The organism is Actinoplanes campanulatus (assembly GCF_014647795.1).
Classification (GTDB): Bacteria; Actinomycetota; Actinomycetes; order Mycobacteriales; family Micromonosporaceae; genus Actinoplanes; species Actinoplanes campanulatus.
On the sequence record NZ_BMPW01000044.1, the window covers coordinates 14,050 to 35,910 of the forward strand.

The 21,861-nt window shown below is 69.4% G+C and carries 16 protein-coding genes; 7 read left to right on the plus strand and 9 right to left on the minus strand.

What is annotated here, in order from left to right:
• Positions 1 to 239 precede the first annotated feature (239 nt).
• A complete protein-coding gene (locus tag IEZ13_RS44765; RefSeq protein WP_183227369.1) occupies positions 240 to 4,193 on the plus strand; it encodes a tetratricopeptide repeat protein in 3,954 nt (1,317 codons plus the stop codon).
• Positions 4,194 to 4,268: 75 nt separating this feature from the next.
• Here the strand turns inward: IEZ13_RS44765 and IEZ13_RS44770 are convergent, their stop codons facing one another.
• From IEZ13_RS44770 to IEZ13_RS44795, 6 genes are all read right to left on the minus strand, one after another.
• The gene (locus IEZ13_RS44770) at positions 4,269 to 4,928 is read right to left on the minus strand and encodes a response regulator transcription factor (protein WP_183227371.1); all 660 of its coding nucleotides are present in this window, start codon (positions 4,926 to 4,928) and stop codon (positions 4,269 to 4,271) included.
• 218 nt (positions 4,929 to 5,146) lie between these two features.
• Positions 5,147 to 5,446 carry a hypothetical protein gene (locus IEZ13_RS44775; RefSeq protein ID WP_183227373.1) on the minus strand — a complete coding sequence of 100 codons (300 nt, stop codon included), beginning with the start codon at positions 5,444 to 5,446 and terminating at the stop codon, positions 5,147 to 5,149.
• A gap of 25 nt (positions 5,447 to 5,471) precedes the next feature.
• Positions 5,472 to 5,951, minus strand: coding sequence for a (2Fe-2S)-binding protein (locus IEZ13_RS44780; RefSeq protein ID WP_183227375.1), 480 nt, complete (start codon positions 5,949 to 5,951; stop codon positions 5,472 to 5,474).
• 14 nt (positions 5,952 to 5,965) lie between these two features.
• Positions 5,966 to 8,194, minus strand: a complete 2,229-nt coding sequence (locus IEZ13_RS44785; protein WP_183227377.1) for a molybdopterin cofactor-binding domain-containing protein — start codon at positions 8,192 to 8,194, stop codon at positions 5,966 to 5,968.
• A complete protein-coding gene (locus IEZ13_RS44790) occupies positions 8,191 to 9,414 on the minus strand; it encodes an oxygenase MpaB family protein (protein WP_183227379.1) in 1,224 nt (407 codons plus the stop codon). The genes IEZ13_RS44785 and IEZ13_RS44790 overlap by 4 nt, the downstream gene beginning before the upstream one ends.
• Before the next feature lie 22 nt (positions 9,415 to 9,436).
• The gene (locus tag IEZ13_RS44795; RefSeq protein WP_183227381.1) at positions 9,437 to 10,660 is read right to left on the minus strand and encodes an oxygenase MpaB family protein; all 1,224 of its coding nucleotides are present in this window, start codon (positions 10,658 to 10,660) and stop codon (positions 9,437 to 9,439) included.
• Positions 10,661 to 10,827: 167 nt separating this feature from the next.
• Between IEZ13_RS44795 and IEZ13_RS44800 the strand changes: the two genes are divergently transcribed.
• Positions 10,828 to 11,454: a TetR/AcrR family transcriptional regulator gene (locus IEZ13_RS44800; RefSeq protein WP_229795779.1), complete on the plus strand. Its 627-nt coding sequence runs from the start codon at positions 10,828 to 10,830 to the stop codon at positions 11,452 to 11,454.
• Here IEZ13_RS44800 and IEZ13_RS44805 read toward each other — a convergent pair.
• The 3 genes from IEZ13_RS44805 to IEZ13_RS44815 all read right to left on the minus strand — a co-directional run bounded on the left by IEZ13_RS44805 (position 11,424) and on the right by IEZ13_RS44815 (position 14,293).
• Positions 11,424 to 12,275, minus strand: coding sequence for an FAD binding domain-containing protein (locus IEZ13_RS44805; protein WP_183227383.1), 852 nt, complete (start codon positions 12,273 to 12,275; stop codon positions 11,424 to 11,426). The genes IEZ13_RS44800 and IEZ13_RS44805 overlap by 31 nt on opposite strands.
• 69 nt (positions 12,276 to 12,344) lie before the next feature.
• A complete protein-coding gene (locus tag IEZ13_RS44810; RefSeq protein WP_229795781.1) occupies positions 12,345 to 13,271 on the minus strand; it encodes an acetylxylan esterase in 927 nt (308 codons plus the stop codon).
• Entirely contained in the window at positions 13,271 to 14,293 is a 1,023-nt protein-coding gene (locus IEZ13_RS44815; protein ID WP_183227387.1) for a LacI family DNA-binding transcriptional regulator, read from the minus strand. The genes IEZ13_RS44810 and IEZ13_RS44815 overlap by 1 nt, the downstream gene beginning before the upstream one ends.
• A 213-nt stretch (positions 14,294 to 14,506) precedes the next feature.
• Between IEZ13_RS44815 and IEZ13_RS44820 the strand changes: the two genes are divergently transcribed.
• Genes IEZ13_RS44820 through IEZ13_RS44840 form a run of 5 tightly spaced genes read left to right on the plus strand, consistent with a single transcriptional unit; the run spans position 14,507 to position 21,808 of the window.
• On the plus strand, positions 14,507 to 16,837 hold the full coding sequence (locus IEZ13_RS44820; RefSeq protein WP_183227389.1) for a beta-xylosidase/alpha-l-arabinosidase: 2,331 nt from the start codon (positions 14,507 to 14,509) through the stop codon (positions 16,835 to 16,837).
• Positions 16,834 to 17,799: an ABC transporter permease gene (locus IEZ13_RS44825; protein ID WP_183227391.1), complete on the plus strand. Its 966-nt coding sequence runs from the start codon at positions 16,834 to 16,836 to the stop codon at positions 17,797 to 17,799. Before IEZ13_RS44820 ends, IEZ13_RS44825 begins: the two co-directional genes overlap by 4 nt.
• Complete coding sequence (locus tag IEZ13_RS44830) at positions 17,796 to 18,665, plus strand: carbohydrate ABC transporter permease (protein ID WP_229795783.1); 870 nt, start codon at positions 17,796 to 17,798, stop codon at positions 18,663 to 18,665. The genes IEZ13_RS44825 and IEZ13_RS44830 overlap by 4 nt, the downstream gene beginning before the upstream one ends.
• A 15-nt stretch (positions 18,666 to 18,680) precedes the next feature.
• Positions 18,681 to 20,324, plus strand: a complete 1,644-nt coding sequence (locus IEZ13_RS44835) for an ABC transporter substrate-binding protein (protein ID WP_183227395.1) — start codon at positions 18,681 to 18,683, stop codon at positions 20,322 to 20,324.
• Positions 20,324 to 21,808 (plus strand): GH39 family glycosyl hydrolase, encoded by a 1,485-nt coding sequence (locus IEZ13_RS44840; protein ID WP_183227397.1) that lies wholly within the window; start codon positions 20,324 to 20,326, stop codon positions 21,806 to 21,808. The genes IEZ13_RS44835 and IEZ13_RS44840 overlap by 1 nt, the downstream gene beginning before the upstream one ends.
• The last annotated feature ends 53 nt before the right edge of the window (positions 21,809 to 21,861 follow it).

Genomic DNA, 21,861 nt, shown 5'->3' on the forward strand with positions numbered 1-21,861 from the left:
TCAATCGGCCCTCTGCCCGTCCCTCCGGCTCGTTTGCGCCGACCAGCGCACACGTAACGGTTTCCGTGGTCGCCCGCGTCATGGCGGGCAGGCCGGGCACACGGACGGCGCGACGTGAGCGCCCGCCACGTGACGCATCGTCACCGCCCTGGAAGCGGGGGCGAATCGCTGTCCGCCAGATAGTGGTGACGGCTGACGGGCTACGGGGCTGTCGGTGCCGGGTCAGGAGGTCTGCGCGGGTGGTTACCGGTCTGGTTCTGGATGCTGCCGGGTTCGAAGTGCTGGTCGCTGGCGAGCGGGTGGGTTCTCGCCGGTCTCTGGAGGCCTCTGACGTCGAACTGCTGCGGCAGGTGACAGTCCGCTATGTGGATGCGATCCACGCGCATGCCGATGACGCTGTGTTCCTCGGGTTGGGCCGGGAGCTGTTCGCTTGGCTCGACGGCGGCCAGCGGCAGTTGGCCTTGCTCTTGGACCGGGCGGCGACACCGTTGATGTTCGAGATTCAAGGACCGCGGGCGCCGTCCGCGGCCGGCTGGGCGGTGTTGCGGGCGCCGTGGGAGGTGCTGGCGGACCAGGGTGGGTTTCTGGCCGCGGATGCGCTCCGCCGGTTCGAGGTGGTTCGCCGGCTGGGTAGGCCCTCGGCTGCTCCTCCGCTCGACAGGTTCCGGCTGGGGCTGATGTTCATGGCCTCGGCTCCGGCCGGGCAGCACGAGCTGGACTTCGAGGCTGAGGAATCGGCCATCCTGACGGCGGTCGGCGACCGGCAGGTGGACCTGGTCGTGGAGGACACCGGGGATCCCGACCAACTGCGGTTGCGGTGGGCGGACCTCGACGGGCTCCCGGTGCTGCATCTGTCCTGCCACGGGGTGAACAACTGGCCCGCGCCCGCGGGTGGGCCCCGGGTGCCGGTGCTCATGATGGAGAACGAGGTCGGCGACGGGCGGCCCGTCACGGCGGCTGAGCTGGTCGAGCGGTTGGCGGTGATGCCGCGGTTGATGTTCGTGTCGGCGTGTCTGACGGCTACACCGGCGGACGCGACCGGGTATCTCGTGCCCGGCCCCGACCATCGCTCCACGGACACCGAGGCGGGTGCCGATGTGGTGGTGCCGGTGGCGCATTCCCTGGCCACCGAGCTGGTGACCGCCGGGATCCCGGCGGTGGTGGGCTGGGACGGGTCGGTCACCGACGGCGCCGCGACCCTGTTCGCCCAGCACCTCTACCAGCAGTTGGGATCACGTCAGGATCTGGCGCTGGCGGTCGGTGACGCCCGCCGCAAGCTGTTGGCCTGTGACCAGCCACCATTGCGGGCGGACTGGCATCTGGCCCGGATCTGGCTCGGCCCCGCCGGCGGTGGACCGGTCGTCGCCGGAGCCACGAAACGGCAGAAGGTGTCCGCGGTACACGGGACGAAGACGTTCCTCGACCTGAAACGCCAGCACGTGCCAGTGGCCTCGGCGCACATGTTCGTCGGCCGGCGGCGGGAGATGCGGCAGGCGTTGCGCGTGCTGCGCGGTGGCGAGCAGGCCGGGGTGCTGTTGCACGGGCAAGGTCGGCTGGGCAAGTCGAGCCTGGCGGCCCGGCTGGCGGACCGGTTCCCTGATCGGGCGGTCGCGGTGGTGTTCGGCGACTACACCGCGCTCGGCGTGCTGGACGCGATCATGACCGCGGTGCAGGACAACCCGGATGCGCGCGTCATGATCGAGGCCCGGCGAGCCGAGGTGCGGGATCGGCCGGAGGCGTTGCGGTGGATTCTTGTGGATCTACTGGCCGGTCCGTGCACGCAGAACGGCAAAGATCATCAGCGACCGCTGCTGCTGATCATCGACGATCTGGAGCAGGTCCTCGAACCGCGACCGGATGGTCCGCATCGTGTGGGCGCGGGGTTCGCGCCGGTGCTGGCGGCCGTCTTGCAGGCGTTCGATCCGGACCGGAGTGACAGCCGGCTGATGGTCACCAGCCGGTTCGTGTTCGCGTTGGACGGTCTGGAGGACCGGTTGGCGCCCGTGCAGTTGGCGCTGTTGTCGGAGGTGGCGCAACGCAAGCTCGCGGTTCGGCAGCGGGCGGCGTCGCCGGAGGAGTTACGGGAGACGCGGGCCGGGCTGGCGGCACGGGCGATGGCTCTCAGCCGGGGCAACCCCGGTCTCCAGGATCTGGTCGGGTTGCGACTGGTCTACAGCCCGGAGGTCACACCCGCCCGCGCCGAACAGGCCGTCACCGACATGGAGACCTACCTGGACCAGGGAGATCTGCCCAGCGATGGCGAGGTTCGGGCGTTTGTAGAGAACCTCGCCCTGGACACCCTGATCGACCAGGCCGGGCCCGACCACGTCGCCCTCCTGCGAGCGCTGAGCCTGTTCGACCTGCCGATACCGGCTCCGGTCACGGACCTCCTCGAAACCCGGACCGGCGGAACGGTCCAGCGACTGTGCGGACTGGGGCTGGCCGACACCTTCCCCGACCCTTACAGCGAGGCAGCCACCGCGGTCGCGGTCAATGCTCTCGCCGCCGCTCGGCTCACCCCACTGACCGAGCCGGAGCAGATTGAACTGGCGACGGCGGTGGTTCAGCCGCTGTTCGCGGCGTGGGGCGACACCGAGGAGCAGGCTTCCTGGAATCCGGCCCTGGACCTGCAACTGACCCGATTGGCAGTCCTGGCTGACGATCCGGCGGTGATCACCCTATGCGCGGCGGACGCGGTGTGGACCTTGCGTTCCGGGCCCGCCGCGCGGGCTCTGGCACTCGGGTTAGCGGCCATCTCGATACTCGACCGGCACGGCAGCCCGGTACCGACCCCACTGCTACGACAGGTCGCCGACGCCGCGCAGGTCAGCGGCGATGGCGACACTGCCGCTGCGCTCTTTGACCGAGCGGTCAAACAAGCCACCACGGAGGGTGCCACAGCCGACCCGCTGGAACATGCTCAAGTCATCGCCGAATACGCCCGCCTGCTGATAACCCGTGGTGAACTGGAACGGGCCGAGCAGTTGCTCCATCAGGCCCGTGACATATTCAACACCGCCCATTTGGATCGCGAAACCGCCGTCACCTGGGGAGACATCGCCTACATCCTCTACCAACGCGGCGAATACGACGAAGCACTCCGCATCCACCACGAACGCCAACTACCCGTCTACCAACGCCTCGGCGACATCCGCGAAACCGCCATCACCTGGGGAAAGATCGCGGACATCCTCTACCGGCGCGGCGAATACGACGAAGCACTCCGCATCAGCCACGAACGCGAACTACCCGTCTACCAACGCCTCGGCGACACCCGCTCCGCCGCCATCACCTGGGGAAAGATCGCCGACATCCTCTACCAACGCGGCGAATACGACGAAGCACTCCGCATCCGCCACGAACGCCAACTACCCGTCTACCAACGCCTCGGCGACACCCGCTCCGCCGCCATCACCTGGGGAAACATCGCGGACATCCTCTACCGGCGGGGCGAATACGACGAAGCACTCCGCATCCGCCACGAACGCCAACTACCCGTCTACCAACGCCTCGGCGACACCCGCTCCACCGCGGTCACCTGGGGACAGATCGCCGACATCCTCTACCGGCGCGGCGAATACGACGAAGCACTCCGCATCCGCCACGAACGCCAACTACCCGTCTACCAACGCCTCGGCGAAACCCGCTCCACCGCCATCACCTGGGGAAACATCGCCAAAATCCTCCACCAACGCGGCGAATACGACGAAGCACTCCGCATCCACCACGAACGCCAACTACCCGTCTACCAACGCCTCGGCGACACCCGCGAAACCACCGTCACCTGGGGACAGATCGCCGACATCCTCCACCAACGCGGCGAATACGACGAAGCACTCCGGATCCGCCAGGAGGAGGTACTGCCAGCCTTCGAGCGGTTGAACGACTTGGACGGCATCGCGAATGCCACCTGGGGTATCGCGGAGATCCAACTGGATCGCCAGGAATTTGAAGCCGCGGTGCCTAACGTTGTCAAAGCATTCCAGATCCTCCAGCACCTGCAACGACCCGACGGTCTCGCGATTGTCGGCAACATCCTCGGTCAAATCCTGATCGCCTATGGCGAGACGGACACTGCGCGGCAGGTACTGGAGACGAGCCGCGCCGCAGCCCGCAAGATCGCAGCTACCGAGATAGAGCAACATTTAGGCGAGTTGCTGCGGGAACTCGATCAGGGTCCCGAGAAGGAGTAGGGCGCCCTACAGGCTGATGGCCCGGAGCTCCGTCGGCGAGGGACCATCGGTTCGGCCGTGATTGTCGCTTGCGGGTCAGGTGGAGCGGAGGCGGTAGCCGACTCCGCGGACGGTCTGGACCAGGTCGGGGTCGCCCAGTTTGTTGCGGAGGGAGGCGACGTGGACCTCCAGGGTGTGTTTGCCGGACCAGGTGGTCTGCCAGACGTCCAGCATGATGCGCTCGCGGGTCAGGGCGATTCCGGGCTGGCGGGCCAGCGACGCCAGGATGTCGAACTCCTTGCGGGTGAGGTTGACCGGCTCGCTGTCGACCGTGACCGTGCGGGCGCCGAGGTCGATGCGGAGCGGGCCGACCTCCACCACCTGGGCCGGCGCGGGGGCGGAGCGCATGGTTCGCCGCAGGAGAGCCTCTATGCGGGCCTGCAGCTCGGCCATCGAGAAGGGCTTGACCACGTAGTCGTCGGCGCCGACTCGCAGGCCGGTCACCCGGTCGCGTTCCTCGCCTCGGGCGGTGACGGCGATGATGCCGAGGTTCTCGTTGCGGGCGCGAAGCACCCGGCACACGTCGATGCCGTCGCCGTCGGGCAGGTTGAGGTCGAGCAGCACGAGGTCGCACGGGGCGGCCTCGAGCGCCGCGGTGGCCGTGGCGGCGTGTTCCACCGCGTAGCCGCGCCGTTGCAGCATCGAGGTCATCACCGCGCCCACCCGGTGGTCGTCCTCCACCAGCAAGATCCGCATCGGTCCCCGGCCTTCCGTCGTTCGAACGACGCACGGTAGCCGCTGGATGTTTCCGGCGGCCACTCGGAGGATATTGGCCCTTGACAACCAGGTGCCGGTTTGTCGGCGACCCGGCAGCTCCGCCCGGTGGGTGCGGCAATGGCCGGACCCGGCAGCGAGCCGGGCCTGAGCTGCGGGAACGGCCGTGGTTGCGGTTGGCTACCGCGACGTCCGTACCCCTAAGAAGTCATTTTGAGGAGCGCGTTGCCGCCGAGCATGAGCACGTCGGCGCCGGCGACGAACGCCATGCACCGCCGGTAGAGGCGATCGGCGAGTTCCGGGTCGGTGGTGCCCCAGGCGCGGAACAGCAGGATGACGGCGCAGATCACCAGCGGCACCCCGCCGATGACCAGCAGCCAGCCCTCGCCGGGTGTGGTGCCCCGGGCCACCAGCATGGTCACCATCGTTGCCGGGAGGATCCCGAAGAACACCACGGCGAGTACGGCGTACCAGCGCAGCGGTGTGATCGTGTTCGTCATCTGCCACCTTTCGACCCGCGCGATCCTAACCGCCGGCCGCGGCGGCCGCCCTGATCGCCTCCCTGATGCGCGCGTAGGTGCCGCACCGGCAGATGTTGCGGATGCCGTCCAGGTCGGCGTCGGTGATCTCCCGGCCCTCGGCGGCGACCCGGCGCACCAGGTCGACGGCCGCCATGATCTGGCCGGGCTGGCAGTAGCCGCACTGCACCACGTCGTGGTCGAGCCAGGCCTGCTGCATCGGGTGCAGGTCGGCCCCGGCGGTGGCGGCCAGCCCTTCGATGGTGGTCACCTCGTCGCCGGGGCCCAGGTCGCGGACCGGTACGGCGCACGGGTTGAACGCGCGCCCGTTGAGATGGCTGGTGCAGGCCTTGCAGACGTTGATGCCGCAGCCGTACTTCGGGCCGGTGACGCCGAGGATGTCGCGCAGCACCCACAGCAGGCGCACGTCGCTGTCGACATCGACGGTGACCTGTTCACCGTTGACCCGGAAGGTGTGCTCAGGCACTCAGACCCCCTGTTTCATCGGACATGGTCGAGTCCGTCGACCGGGGAGGCGGGAATCGGTGGGACGGTCGGTTTCGGCACGAACGACAGGGTGCCGTGGTTGATCGGGAAGGTGGTCGGCATGGTGCCGGTGGCCCGTCCGTAGGCGCAGGCGACCGCCGCCATGGCCGCTGACACGCCGAGTTCGCCGGCGCCGCCGGGCTGGTCGGAGTCGCTGGGCATGATGATGATCCGCAGGTCGGGCGGGGTGTTCCACTGCCGGGTGTAGAAGTAGTTGTCCCAGCTCGCCTCGAGGAAGTAGCCGTCGCGCAGGTGCAGGCTGGAGGTGAGGGCGAGCGCGATGCCGTCCATCACGCAGCCCATCATCTGTGCTTCCAGGCCGAGCGGATTGACCGCCAGGCCGACGTCGACGGCGAAAACTGCCCGGGTCACCCGGGGTCCGGCCACGCCGTCGCGGATGGGCCGGTTCACCGTCTCCGGCCGGCAGTCGATCTCGACGAGGCAGGCGCTGACGCCCTTGTACTCGGAGTGGAAGGCGATGCCCTGGGCCACCCCGGCCGGCAGTGCCCGCCCCCAGCCGCCGGCTTCGGCCGCGGCCCGCAGGACGGCCCGGGAGCGGTCGCCGCGGAGCAGGTCGTGGCGGAACCGGTACGGGTCGCGGCTCATCCGGGCGGCGACCTGGTCGACGACGAGTTCGCGGGCGCAGGTGGTGTCGGGTGAGTAGACGTTGCGCATGCTGCCGGTGTTGAAGCCTTTGCCGGTTTCGCTGAGCAGCCGGCTGTGGAGTCCGAAGTCGTACGGCGAGGTGTGGCTGAACTGGAAGAACGTCTGCGCGAACGCCTTGTCGCCGATCGGCAGTTTCGCGGCCATGGCGGTGAACAGTTCGCCGAGGCCGTGGCCCAGGTCGGTGGTGACGCTGGTGTGCCGTTGTTCGAAGCCGAGGACCAGGTTTCCGGCGTAGGCGATGCGCACCCGGGAGGTGGCCATCGGGTGGGTCCGGCCCTGCCGGGAGTCGTCGGCGCGGTGCCACATGAGTTTGACCGCCTTGCCGAGTTTTTGGGACAGTTCGGCGGCTTCCAGGGCGGCGTCGAAGAACAGTTTGCGGCCGAACGAGCCGCCGCCTTCGGTGACGTGCACGGTGACGGCGCTGACCGGCAGCCCGAGGCGGGCCGCGATGGTCTGCCTGGCGACGATCGGGGACTTGAGGGCCGACCAGATCTCGGCGCGACCGCCGCGGACGTCGGCGATCGCGCAGTTGGGTTCGAGGGCGCTGTTGCTGCGGAAGTGGAAGGTGAACCGGCCCTCGACGTACGGGGTGATCGGCCGCGGCCCGAGGGGCAGTTCGGCCGATGCCAGCTCGCGCAGCACGGTGGTGTCGGACTTCCCCTCGACGGTGCCCGGTCTCCAGGTGACGCGCAGTGCGCGGACCGCGTCGATGCACTGGCCGAACGTGTCGGCGCGGACGGCGACGCCGGTGGAGATGGTGACCACGTCGGTGACGCCCGGCATGGCGCGGACCTCGTCGAGGTTGGCGACCGTGCCGGGTTTGCCGTTGATGGTGGGTGGCCGGCACACCATGGCGGGTTTGGCGCCGGGCACGGTCACGTCCATGGCGAACTTCTTGCGCCCGGTGACGGCGTCGCGGGCGTCGATGCGGCCGTGCGGGCGGCCGATGACGGTGAAGTCGTCCTTCGCGGTCAGTTCCACCGGTACGGCGAGGGTGCGCGGGCTGGCCGCCTTGGTGGCCAGTTCACCGATGCCGATCCGGCGGCCGTCACGGGTGCTGATGACGCCGTCGGCGAGCCGCAGGTCGCTGGAGCCGAACTCGGTGGCCGCCGCGGCGAGCAGGCGCTGACGGGCGACCGCCGCGGCCACCCGGATCGGGGTGTACGTGGCGATCGTCGTGTTCGAGCCCCCGGTCATCTGGTTGAACAGCAGTTCCGGGCGGGCGTCGGCCAGGGTGATCTTCACCCGGTGCAGGGGTACGGCCAGTTCCTCCGCGATGAGCATGGCGGTGGAGGTGGTGATGCCCTGCCCCACCTCCGCTCTGGGCAGGGCGAACGACACCGTGCCGTCGGCGTTGATCTCCACCGAGATCAGTCCGGAGGTGGGCAGCGCGGCGGCCGTCATGATGTCGTTGAGGTCGAGCAGTTCGGCCGCCTGCGCCTCGCCCGGGGAGGCGGCGGCCACCAGGACGGGGGCCGCCAGCACATATCCCAGGAACCGTCGCCGGGATGTCGTCATCCTTCGGGCCGGTTGATCGTCGGAATCTCGATCTTGGTCTCCTTGGCCTTGGTGAGGAACAGGAGGATGTACTGCCGGGCGGCCTCGTCCAGCACCCAGGCGACCTCGGGCACCAGCGGCAGCGGGATGAGCTTCTCCCGGAACTTGACCAGCAGCGGCCACGCGCGCGCGACGAGCGGCTCCCAGATCGGCTCGCGTTCGATCTGGTCCCAGTCGGACACCTGGTCGCCGACCAGGTAGCGGGCCAGGGCGTTGACCAGTGGCCGGCTGATGCTGGCCGGGCTGGTCTGCTCGGCGAGCTGGCTGAGCAGGATGTCGGTGAGCTCGACGCCCTCCCGGGTGGGTCCCATGTTGGGCGGCAGCACCTGGTCGGACTGGGCGTTGGCGGCCGCCCAGGTGGCCGGGATGTATTCGTCGCGCACCCCGAGCATGTGTGCGGTGACCTGCCAGACGTGCAGGTAGGCCTGGGAGTCGGCGGCGCTGATCGGGACCTGCCACTCCCGCATCTTGCGCATCGCGTACGTGGGGAGCGTGTGCCAGGTGACCAGGATGTCCTCCTGGCTGATCGGGACGCCCCACTTCCAGTGCGGCGACTGTTGCAGCAGGTGCCGCACCGCTGCGTGGACCAGTCGCGTCTTGACCGCCTGGACGATGCAGTCGCCGTCCGGCCGGTACGCGTTGAGCGATCCGACCGAGAAGCCGAGGAGGCTGGTCTTGGCGACCCGGTCCTCCATGTCGGCGCCGCCCTTGGAGTAGTAGACCGACCACGCCTCCTTGGGGATGGCCGTGCTCAGCATGCCGCCGCCGACACCGTTGAGCAGGTTGAGATAGAGGCCGCGGGACTTGTTGAAGGTGGCCGCCGTCTCGAGTTTGGCGCGGTCCGCCCAGGACGGCAGTTCCCGCGCCTTCTCGATGAAGTCGACCAGGTAGCCGGGCAGTCCGTCGGGCAGCGGCTGGTCGTTGCGGGTCCAGTTCCACAACAGCCGGTTGACCTCGGGGACCGCGCCGCTGTCGAGCAGCTCGGCCGAGACCGGGTCGGCCTCGGTGTCCCAGATCTGGCGCGGGTCGGCGCCGGTGCCGCTGCCGGCGATCGAGGCGGTCGGCGACCAGGTCCAGGGTGAGACCTCGCGGGAGAAGGCCGGGGTGGGGAATCCGAAGGCGCCCATCGCACCCAGCGCCCCGCCCCCGACCAGTAGTTTGCGCCGGCTCAGCTCGGCCATGCTGTTCTCTCCTCTTAGGAAATCAGGTGGGGCGGTTGGTGAGCGGGATCTCGATGCTGATCGGCTTGGCCTCGGACAGGAACAGCAGCGCGGCCTTGCGCAGGAACTCGTCGAACAGCCAGTAGGCCTTCGGGGCCAACGGGAAGGGCAACAATCCTTCGCGTACGGCGATGAAGGGTCCCCACGCGGTCCGCAGCAGCGGGTCCCAGATCAGCTCGCGGGGGATCTTCAGCCAGTTGGCGATCTCGTCGCCGAGCATGAACCGGGTGAACGCGCCGAGGATCCCGGCACTGAGGATGCCGGCGTCGATCGGGGCGCCGAGGTTCAGCAGGATGTCGGCGAGCTTGATGCCCTCGGGGGTGGGCCGCAGGATCGGGTCGAGTACCTGTTCGGCCTGTGAGTTCGCCTCGGCCCAGGAGTTGGGGATGTACTCCTCCTTGACGCCGAGCAGGTACGCGCCGACCTGCCACGAGTGCAGGAACGCCGCGGACTCGGCGGCCGGGATCGGCACCTTCCACTCGGTCAGCTTCCGCATGACCGTGGTGGGCAGGCTGTGCCAGGTGACCATGATGTCGGCCTGGCTGATCGGGATGTCCTCCTCGGCGACCGGCGTCCAGTACGGCGACTGCGGCAGCAGGTGGCGGACGGCGGCGTGCACGAGCCGGGTCTTGACGGCGGTCACGATCATCTCGCCGTCGGGCTTGTAGGCGTTGACCGCGCCGATGTCGTACCCCAGTTTGGCGGTTTTGGAGATGCGGTCCTTCATGTCCGCGCCGCCCTGGGAGTAGTAGACGGCCAGGGCCTCCTTGGGGATGACGGTGCTCATCATCCCGCTGGCCAGGCCGTAGAGGACGCCGAGGTAGAGGCCGCGTTTCTCGTTGAACTTCACGGCGAGGTCGAGTTTGGCCGGGTCGGCCCAGGACGGCAGCTGCCGGGCGCGTTCCATGAAGTCGCGCAGGTCGGCCGGGAGCCCGGCGGGCAGCGGCTGGCCGTTCTTCTTCCAGGTCCGCAGGAGGGCGTTGACCTGGGGTACGTCGCCGCGTTCGATGAGGGACGCGACCAGCGGGTCGGCTTCTTCGTCCCACACCCATCGCGGGTCGACGCCGGCGCCCGTGCCGGCCACGGATCCGGTGGGAGACCAGGTCCACAGTGTCTGTGCCTGTGCCGGCGCGGCGATGCTCATCGCCCCGATGGCGCCCAGTGCGCCGCCGGCTCTCAACATGTTGCGCCTGCTGAGTGGTTCCATGCTTCACTCCAGCCTTGATACGGTGAAACACGAACTGCTTCGGTGTATCAGCCATGAGAGCACAGGGCTTCCGCGTTCACAAGCTTGAATTTTTGCGTTCATCGATATGTGCGAGACGTTGATACGCTGATACGCATCGTGTAAACACATTTCGGGGGAGGATGACCATGTCGATGCTGGGACGCGCCCTGGCCGACGCCTTCGAGCCGGCCGACCCCGGCGACGAGGTCACCGCCCGGCTGCTCGACGCGGCCTACGACCAGTTCTGCCGGATGGGCATCCGCCGTTCCACCATGGAGGACGTCGCCCGCCGCGCCGGCGTCTCCCGGATCACCGCGTACCGCCGCTTCGCCACCAAGGATCTGCTGGTGGAGCAGGTGGTCCGGCGCGAGTTCCGGCGCTACTTCGACCAGTTCCTGCTGGACATCGCCGAGGCCCGCACCGCCGCCGACCGGGTGGTGGTGGGTTTCGTCAGCTCGTTGCAGGCGTTCCGGAGCAACCCGCTGATCGGCGGCCTGATGTCCGCCGAACCCGACCTGCTGGTCCCGTCGATGATCAGCGACGGAGGCGAGACCCTGTCCACGGTCCAGCAGTTCGTCGCCGGCCAGCTACGCCGCGAGCAGGAGGCCGGTTACATCTCCGAGCGCGTCGACGTGAACCTGGTGGCCGAGATGTGGACCCGCCTGTCCGCGTCGTTCCTGGCCATCCCGAGCCGGGTCGTCGACCTCGACGACACCGAGCAGCTGCGCGTCCTGGCCCGCCGCTACCTGGCCCCGATGCTCGAAGCACCCTGAAGACGGTCCCGGGCCCGGGTCAGCGCCCGGCGGGTCAGCGTCTGGAAGGCCCGCCGGTCGGTGGTGGCGTCGACCTCCGCGGCCGCCTCCGCGGCGGCCGAGATGGCCGCGTCCGAGAACTCCGACCCGGTCAGCGCGCGCTCGGCGGCCCGTCCGCGGACCGGGCACGGGCCGGCGTTGACCAGGCCGATCGACGCCGCGCCGACCACGCCGCCGGTCACCGTGACCGCGGCCATGGCGGCCGCCTGCGGATAGACGGTCATCCGGCGGTCCTCGGCGTAGCCGGTGCCGGTGCCCGTCGCCAGCACCGGCAGGCGGGCCTCCAGCAGAAATTCCTCCGGACGGCGTACGGTCGTGAACGGCCCGGTGAAGAAGTCGCCGGCCGCCACGGTCCGGCAGCCCCGCGGCCCGATCAGGTCCAGGTGCGCGCCGACCGCCACCGCCAGCGCGGGCCACTCGGCCGCCGGATTCGCGTTCGCCAGACTCCCCAGCATCGTGCCGCGGGCGCGTATCGGCGGATGCCCGATGTGCCGCACCACGGTGCGCATCAGCTCGCCGATGGCCCCGCCTATCGAGTCCGACTCGAACTCACGGTGCCGGATCAGCGGCCCGACCCGGACGAACCCGCCCGACTCGGTGAGCATGTCCAGCCCGGCCACCTCGTTGATGTCGACCACCCGGCGGGGCGCCGCCTCCTGCGCGGTCAGCTCCAGGATGAGGCTCTGGCCGCCGGCGAGCACCGCGGTCTCCCCGTCGGCCAGCGCGGCCAGCACCTCCTCCAGGGTGCGCGCGGCGACGTACTCGACGACCGCAGGTCTCATCCCACCTCCTCCACCGGCTCGGGCCCCGCCAGTCTTCCGGGCCCGGGGTGGAAGGGGAACGGCGTCCTTCTATCGGGTGACCAGGTCACGGAGCCAGCGGATCTGATCGCGTACGTGGTACGCCTCGCCGCCCTCGTGCCCGTTGAACGGGTACACCCGCGTCTCGTGGGGCGGCCGCCACCGGTCGACGGCCGCGAACCCGGTGCTCGGCGGGCAGACCGTGTCGCGCAGGCCGATGCCGAAGTGGGCGGGAGCCTCTGCCCGGTGGGCGAAGTGGACGCCGTCGAAATACGAGAGCGTGTGCCACACCGTGTCGGCGGCGTCGCGGTGCACGGACAGGTAGGTGGCGATCGCGCCGTACGGCTCGGCGCCGGCGAGGTCGACGGCGCGGCGGATGTCGCAGAGCAACGGAGCCGAGGTGAGCACCGCGGTCAGGTCGGGGACGAGGCCGGCGACCGCGATGGCCAGGCCCCCGCCCTGGCTGTTGCCGGCGACCGCGACCCGGGCCGGGTCCACGCCGGACAGGGCTCGGACGGCGTCGACGGCCCGGACCGCGTCGGTGATGAGCCGGCGGTAGTAGTAGTCGTACGGGTCGAGGATGCCGCGGGTGACCGGGCCGGGACCGCCGGAGGAGTACGGGCGCGGGTCGGGGGTGTCGCCGCCGCAGCCGTACTGGTCGCCCTGCCCGCGCACGTCCATCAGCAGGTGGGCGTAGCCGGCGGCGGGCCAGGTGAGCCGCTCGAACGGCAGGCCACGGCCGCGGCCGTACCCGACGAACTCGACGACGGCCGGCAGGTCCGCGGCGTTCCCGGACGGCCGGGTGTACCAGGCCCGGATCGGGTCACCACCGAAGCCGCCGAAAGTCACGTCGAAACATTCGAACAGCGGCAGGTCGTCCGGACCGGGCGTCACATCGAGCAGGACCGGGCCGCGGGCGGTGTCCAGGGTGGCCTTCCAGAACGCGTCGAAGCCGTCGGGTTCGGCGATGGAGGACATCATGAGCTCCGGGGCGGCGCGGTGCTCTCCCGGACCACCAGCTCGGTGACCAGGTCGATCCGGGTCATCGGGACGGGCACGCCCTGGGCCAGGTCTAGCAGCATCCGGGCGGCGGTGCCGGCCATCGTCTGCACGTGCTGGTCGACGGTGGTCAGCGCGGTGGCCGACCACGCGGCCATCGGCACGTTGTCGTAGCCGACCACGGACAGGTCGGCCGGGACCTGGAGCCCGAGTTTGCGGGCGGCCCGGATGACGCCCATCGCCTGCATGTCGGAGCCGGCGAAGATGGCGGTCGGCGGGTCCGGCCGGTCCAGCAGCTCCAGGCCGTGCTGGTAGCCGGTGTGGCCGGTGAACAGGCCGTAGCGCACCAGCTCCGGGTCGGCGGGCAGGCCGGTCTCGTCGAGCGCCGACCGGTAGCCGGCCACCCGGGCCCGGCTGCACAGCACGTCCTGGGGCCCGGAGATGACGGCGATCCGGCGGTGGCCGAGTTCCAGCAGGTGGCGGGTGGCGAGCAGGCCGCCGTTGAAGTTGTTGGAGCCGACCGTGGGCACGCTGGCGGCGGTGGCGCTGTCGGTGTCCAGCACGACGAACGGGATCCGCTGCCGTTCCAGCTGGCGGCGCTGGGTGTCGGTGAGGCTGCACAGCACCAGCAGCACGCCGAGCGGACTGCGGCCCAGCACGTCGTCGGCCCAGTGCGGGGGTGGTCGGTGCTTCCCGCCGAGCTGGGAGACCACCAGCTCGACCCGGGCCGGGGCGGTGACCGCCTCGACGCCCTGGATCACCTCCATCGCCCAGGCCGAGTCGAACTCGTGGAAGACCAGGTCGATGTGCCCGGTGACGGCCGGGAGCCGCCGGCTGCGGCGCCGGTAGCCGTGCCGTTCCAGGCTCTCCTCGACCCGGGCACGGGTCCGTGCGGCCACGTCGGCGCGGCCGTTGAGCACCTTCGACACGGTCGCCGCGGAGACGCCGACCTCGTCCGCGATGACGGCGATGGTGGCAGGCCCGGACTCCGATTCGGTCATCGAAACATCACGCCCCAGCCTCGGATTTTTCGAGATCAACTGTCGTCATCGACGAGCACGATACTCGTTACGCATCGATGTCGTCCATATTGAGCGTCATCAGGCTTGCCAGGTCAAGACCCTTGACATGACCGAAAACCGGGGCTTACGTTCGCCGCCATACATGCCGTAACTTCGATGAAACTTTCGGAGAATCTACCGACTTGAGGTGGCATGAGCATCACTTCCGGACTGGACGCACGCTGGCACGATCCGCGCCTCTCCCCCATCGAGCGGGCCGAGGTTCTCGTGCCCCTCATGACGTTGGAGGAGAAGATCGCGCAGCTCGCCGGGGTGTGGGTGGGCGCCGACGCCGACGGCGCCGGGGTGGCCCCGCACCAGGCCGACATGACCGGCACGACGCCACCGCTGGACGCGCTGATCGGCAGTGGACTCGGCCAGCTGACCCGGCCGTTCGGCACGGTCCCGGTGGAGCCGGCGGCCGCGGCCCGGGCGCTGGCCGCGTCGCAGGAGCGGATCCAGGCGGCCAACCGGTTCGGCATCCCGGCGCAGGTGCACGAGGAGTGCCTCACCGGGCTGGCCGCCTGGAAGGCCACGGTCTATCCGGCGCCGCTGAGCTGGGGTGCGGCCTTCGACCCGGACCTGGTCGAGGAGATGACCGGGCGGATCGGGGAGACCATGCGGGCCGCCGGCATCCACCAGGGCCTGGCCCCGGTGCTCGACGTGACCCGCGACTACCGGTGGGGCCGCACCGAGGAGACCATCGGCGAGGATCCCTACCTGGTCGGGACGATCGGGGCGGCGTACGTGCGGGGCCTCGAGGGCGCCGGCGTGGTGGCGACCCTCAAACACTTCGCCGGATATTCGTCATCGCGCGGCGGCCGCAACCACGCCCCCGTGTCGATGGGCGCCCGCGAGCTGGCCGACGTGGTGCTGCCGCCGTTCGAGATGGCGTTGCGCCTGGGTGGGGCCCGGTCGGTGATGAACTCGTACGCCGAGATCGACGGCCTCCCGGCGGCCGCCAGCGCCGGGCTGTTCACCCACCTGCTGCGCGACGACTGGGGTTTCGCCGGGACCGTGGTGGCCGACTACTTCGCGATCCGCTTCCTGGAGCGGCTGCACCGGGTGGCCGAGGACGGGGTGGACGCGGCCGGGATCGCGCTGCGCGCCGGAATCGACGTCGAACTGCCGACCGTCGACACGTTCGGTGCGCCGCTGGTCGAAGCGGTCCGCGACGGGCGGATCGACGAGGCGCTGATCGACCGGGCGCTGCTGCGGGTGCTGACCCAGAAGGCCGAACTCGGGCTGCTCGACGACGACTGGAAACCGCTGCCCGACGGCGCCGGCGACCTCACCTTCGACGACCCGGACAGCCGGGACCTCGCGTTGCGCCTGGCCCGCGAGTCGGTGGTGCTGCTGCGCAACACCGGCGGGATCCTGCCACTGCGGCCGGGGCAGCGGGTCGCGCTGGTCGGCCCGGTCGCCGACGACCCGCTCGCCATGCTCGGCTGCTACTCGTTCCCGGTCCACGTCGGCCAGCACCATCCCGAACACGACACCGGCGTCGCGGTCCCCACCCTGCGCGCGTCGCTCACGGCCGTCGTTGCGGAGTTGGCGTACGCCCAGGGCTGCGCGATCACCGGGACGGACACCTCCGGGTTCACCGCCGCCGTGGCGGCCGCCGCCGCGAGCGACGTGTGCGTGGTGGCGGTCGGCGACCGGGCCGGGCTGTTCGGGCGGGGCACCTCGGGCGAGGGCTGCGACGCCACCGGCCTGCGGCTGCCCGGGGTGCAGACGGAACTGGTCCGGGCGTTGCTTTCGACCGGCACCCCGGTCGTCCTGCTTCTGCTCGCCGGTCGCCCGTACCCGATCGATGTCGATTTTGACGGTGTCGCCGCGATCGTGCAGGCCTTCTTCCCCGGCCAGTGCGGCGGGCAGGCGCTGGCCGAGATCCTGACCGGCGCCGTGAACCCGTCCGGGCGGCTGCCGGTGAGCGTGCCCCGGGACGCCGGCGGCCTGCCCGCCACCTATCTGACCCCGCCGCTGGGCCGGCGCACCGAGGTGTCGTCGGTGGATCCGACACCCGCGTTCGGTTTCGGTCACGGCCTGAGCTATACGACGTTCGACTGGAGCGGTGACGAGCCGGGCGAGCCGGTGCGGTGGCCGGTCGACGGCGACGCCACGGTCAGCGTCACGGTCCGCAACACCGGCGACCGGGCCGGAACCGAGGTGGTGCAGCTCTACCTGCACGATCCGGTCGCGCAGGTGACCCGGCCGGTGGTGCGGCTGATCGGTTTCACCCGGGTCGATCTGGAACCCGGCGAGGCGGCGCGGGTGACGTTCACCGTGCCGGCCGACCTGACGTCGTTCACCGGTCTCGACGGGCACCGGATCGTCGAGCCGGGCGAGGTGGAGCTGCGGTTCGGCCGCTCCAGCACGGACATCGCGGCCACCGTCCGGCTGCGAATCACCGGTGAGGAGCGACGTGCCCGCCACGACCGTCGCCTCCAGCCGGACTGTGCCGTGGAAGGGGTGCGGCCATGACACTGACCCGCACCCCGCAACGGGTGGCCGAACCGCCCACCGCCCCGCTGCGTCCCCGCAGACGCACGTGGGGGCAGGCGCTGCGCCGGGACTGGCAGTTGTACTCGCTGGCCGTACTCCCGCTGCTGTTCTTTCTGGTCTTCCGTTATCTGCCGATGATCGGGAACGTCATCGCGTTCCGGCGCTACGAACCCGGCGGCGACCTGCTCGGCGAGTACTGGGTGGGGCTGCGCTACTTCGAGATGTTCCTGAACGACCCGACGTTCTGGCAGGTGTTCGCGAACACGGTGATCATCGGCGGGCTGACGCTGCTGTTCTGCTTCCCGTTGCCGATCGTGCTGGCGCTGCTGCTCAACGAGGTCCGCACCCGCTGGCTCAAAGGCTTCGTGCAGACCATCTCCTACCTGCCGCACTTCCTGTCGATCGTGGTCATCGCCGGCCTGATATTCCAGACCCTGGCGGTGGACGGCGTGGTCAACCAGGGGATGCGGGCGCTCGGGCAGGACCCGGTGGCGTTCATGCAGGACCCCGCCTGGTTCCGGACGATCTACGTCTCCTCCGAGGTGTGGCAGACCGTCGGCTGGGGCACCATCCTCTACCTGGCCGCGCTCACCACCATCGACAGCGACCTGTACGAGCAGGCGAAGGTGGACGGCGCGAACCGGTGGCGGCAGACCTGGCACGTCACGCTGCCCGGCATCCGGCCCACCATGATCACGCTGCTGATCCTGAACATCGGCACGTTCCTGGCGGTCGGCTTCGAGAAGATCCTGCTGCTCTACAACCCGCTCACGTACTCCACCGCCGACGTGGTGGCCACCTACCTGTACCGGGTCGGCATCGTCTCCGGCAGCTTCAGCTACGCCGCCGCGATCGGCCTGTTCGAGTCGCTGATCGGGCTGGCGCTGGTGCTCGGCGCCAACACCATCTCGCGCCGCACGGTCGGGACGAGCCTGTGGTGAGGCCCACCCGGGGGTACCGGGTCTTCCAGGTGGTCAACGGATTCGTGCTGGCCGGGGTCGTGGTCGTGACGCTGTTCCCGTTCGTCAACATCGTGGCGCGGTCGTTCAGCGGCGAGCACGAGATCCGGTCCGGGCAGGTGACGCTCTGGCCCAAGGGGTTCAACCTCACCACGTACCAGAACGTCATGTCCGACCCGCTGTTCTGGATCAACTACCGCAACACCGTCGTCTACACCGTGGTGGCCACCGCCATCTCGCTGGTGCTGACCACCTGCTACGCGTACGTGCTGTCCAAGCACCGGCTGCGCGGCCGCGCCCTGCTGGTCGGCGTAGCGGTCTTCACGATGTTCTTCAACGGCGGCCTGATCCCCAACTACGTGCTGGTCAGCTCACTGGAGCTGCGCAACACGCTGTGGGCCATCGTGCTGCCGAACGCCATCAACGTGTTCAACCTGCTGGTGATGAAGGCGTTCTTCGAGAGCCTTCCCACCGAGCTGGAGGAGGCCGCCTCGGTAGACGGCCTCGGCACCTACGGCATCCTGGCGCGGATCGTGCTGCCGCTGTCCAAGGCGGTGCTCGCCACGATGCTGCTGTTCTACGCCGTCCAGTTCTGGAACTCGTGGTTCGCCGGGTTCCTCTACATGGACCGGCAGGAGCTGTTCCCGGTCACCGTCTACCTGCGCAACCTCATCGCCGGCGCCACCTCCGGCACGGACATCACCGCGTCCAGCGAGACCGCGCTCCAGGTCGCCGCCAGCATCCAGGCCGTCACCATCGTCCTGACCATGCTGCCGATCATGCTCGTCTATCCGTTCATCCAGCGTTACTTCGTCTCCGGCGTCATGCTCGGCGCCGTCAAGGGATAACCGAGGAGTCCTCCCATGGTTCAGCTGACCCGACGACACCTACTCACCGCGTTCGGAGCCGCCGCCGTCACCACCGTCGCGGGCTGCGGTGACGGCGAGGAGTCCACCGAAGGCCTGGACGGCAAGCGCGCCGGCGCCATGGACGGGTTCAAGGCCGGTGACCAGTTCAAGGCCACCGAGCCGATCACGTTCTCGATCATGATGCTCAGCAACCAGGGCTACCCGTACAAGGCGGACTGGCCGTTCTTCGCCGAGCTGACCAAGCGCACCAACGTGACGCTGGAGTCCACCGCGGTGCCGGGCAGCGACTACAACCAGAAGCGCAGCGTCATGGTGAGCGCCGGCGACGCCCCGATGATCATCCCGAAGACGTACCACCCCGACGAGGAGGCGTTCATCGCCAGCGGGGCGGTCATCCCGGTCAGCGACTACATCGACCTCATGCCGCACTACAAGGAGAAGGTCGCCCGCTGGAACCTGCAGCCCAACCTGGACGGGTTCAAGGCGCAGGACGGCAAGTACTACCTGCTGCCCGGCCTGCACGAGAACACCTGGCAGGACTACTCGCTCGGGGTGCGCACCGACGTCATGGAGAAGCTCGGGCTCTCCCAGCCGCAGACCTGGGACGACCTGACCACCGTGCTGCGCGAGATGAAGAAGGCCCACCCGGACCTCTACCCGCTGTCCGACCGGTGGAGCACGCCGCCGCAGCCCGGCGCCAACAACCTGCTCAACATCCTCGCCACCTCGTACGGCACGCACGCCGGCTGGGGCTACCGGCCGGCCCACTGGGACGCCGCCGCCGGAAAGTTCGTGTTCTCCGGCGCCATGGACGAGTACCGGCAGATCCTGCAGTACCTGAACACGCTGGTCACCGAGAAACTGATCGACCCGGAGAGCTTCACCCAGACCGACGACATCGCCCGCCAGAAATTCGCCAACGGCAAGTCGTTCGTGATCAGCGCGAACGCGCAGACCCTGGTGAACGAACTCCGCAAGGACATCGCCAAGATCCCCGGCGCCAAGGTGTCCAAGCTGATCCTGCCGACCGGCCCGGCCGGCGCCACGCTGCCCGGCGAGAGCCGCCTCGAGAACGGCATCATGATCAGCAAGAAGGCCCTGGAGAGCAAGAACTTCGTGGCCATGATGCAGTTCATCGACTGGCTCTGGTATTCCGACGGCGGCCTGATGTTCAGCAAGTGGGGCATCGAGGGGCAGACCTACTCCGGCAAGGTCGACGACGGCAGCTTCACACTCGACCCGGGCGTCAAGTGGGGCGGCCTCAACCCCGACGCGCCCAAGGACCTCCAGGTCGACTACGGGTTCTTCAACGGCGTGTTCGCGTACGGCGGCAGCACCGCGATGCTCAACTCGCAGTTCTCCGAGGAGGAGAAGACGTTCCAGGCCGAGATGAACAAGCGCGAGATCCGGCCGGTCGACCCGCCCGCGCCGCTCAACGACGTCGAACGCGAGCAGGTCACCCTGTGGGCGTCGGCGCTCAAGGACCACGTCAACCAGCAGACGCTGCGGTTCATCCTCGGACAGCGGCCGCTCAGCGAATGGGATGCCTACGTCAAGGAGCTGGAGGGCAAGAACTCCACCCAGTACATGGACATCCAGAACAAGGCGTACGAGCGGTACAAGAAGGAACACGGCTGATGAGCCGCTTCCCCACCGCGTGGCGCGAATGCGTCGGCACCGGCCGGATGGAACTCGCGCTGCGCCGTGACTACCAGGACTCCCTGGCCCTGATCCAGCGGGAGATCGGGTTCCGGCACCTCCGCGGGCACGGGCTGTTCAGCGACGGGATGGGCATCCACCGGCCTTACGTCCTGGGCGGCGAACGGCGGGTGCGGCACGCGTTCACCTACCTCGACCAGGTCGTGGACGCCTATCTCGAGCTGGGCATCCGCCCCTTCCTGGAGCTCGGCTTCATGCCGTCCGGGCTGGCCTCCGGCGACCAGACGGTCTTCTGGTGGGGCGGCAACGTCACCCCACCGGCGTCGCACACCGAGTGGGCCGACCTCATCGGCGCCACGTTGCGGCATCTCATCGCCCGCTACGGCATCGACGAGGTACGCGGCTGGCCGATCGAGGTGTGGAACGAGCCGAACCTGCCGCAGTTCTGGCAGGACGCCGACGCGGACGCCTACCACCACCTGTACGAGGTGTCCGCGAACGCGGTCAAGGACGTGGACGCCGCGCTCCAGGTGGGCGGGCCGGCCATCTCCCCCGGCGACGACAAGTGGCTGGAAACGTTCGCCGCGTTCGTCTCCCGCCACGACGTGCCGATCGACTTCGTGAGCCGGCACGCCTACACGTCCGGCCCGGCCCGGCACGTCCCGTTCGGCGTCCACCAGAGCCTGGCGCCGGCGTCCGCACTGCTCGAACAGTTCGCGCTGCCCCGTAAACAGCTGGCCGGAACACCGTTGGGAGGTCTGCCGGTGCACATCACCGAGTTCAACTCGTCGTACCGGCCGGACAACCCGGTCCACGACACCGCGTTCCACGCCGCCTACCTCGCCCCCGTGCTGGCCGGCGGCGGCGACCTGTGCGACTCGTTCGCCTACTGGACGTTCAGCGACATGTTCGAGGAGGAGGGCGTGCCCACCGCGCTCTTCCACGGCGGATTCGGCCTGCTGACACACCGCCAGATCAAGAAGCCGATCTTCCATCTGTACGCGTTCCTCGCGCGCCTGGCGCCCGAGTTCGTCTCGCGGGGACCCGACCACCTGGTCACCGCCGACGACTCGGGCCGGGTCACCATCCTGGCCTGGGCACCGGTCGACCACACCGATGCCGCCAACTCGCCGGCCACCCACCACGTGCTGCTGTCCGTGCCGGCGCCCGGCCCGGCCGTGTTCCTGCTGCGCTCCAGCGTCGACGACGAGCGCGGCAACGCCTGGTCGGCGTGGCGGGAGATGGGACGGCCGCTCGCCCCCTCGCCACGGCAGGTGGACATGCTGCGGGAGGCCGCGGAACCGGCCCGGGTCCACCGGAACGTGCCGGTCGTCGACGGCCGCGCGGAGATCGAGATCGTCCTGGCCCGGCACGAGGTCACCCTGCTGGAGCTCACCCCGGTGGTCGACGAGACCCCGCCCTGGTGGGACGACTCCCGCCTGGTGTCCGGGGATGAGCAATGAGCGAGCTTGCGAGCGAATCATCAGGCTCAGTCTTGAACTCATGGCGGCGCCGG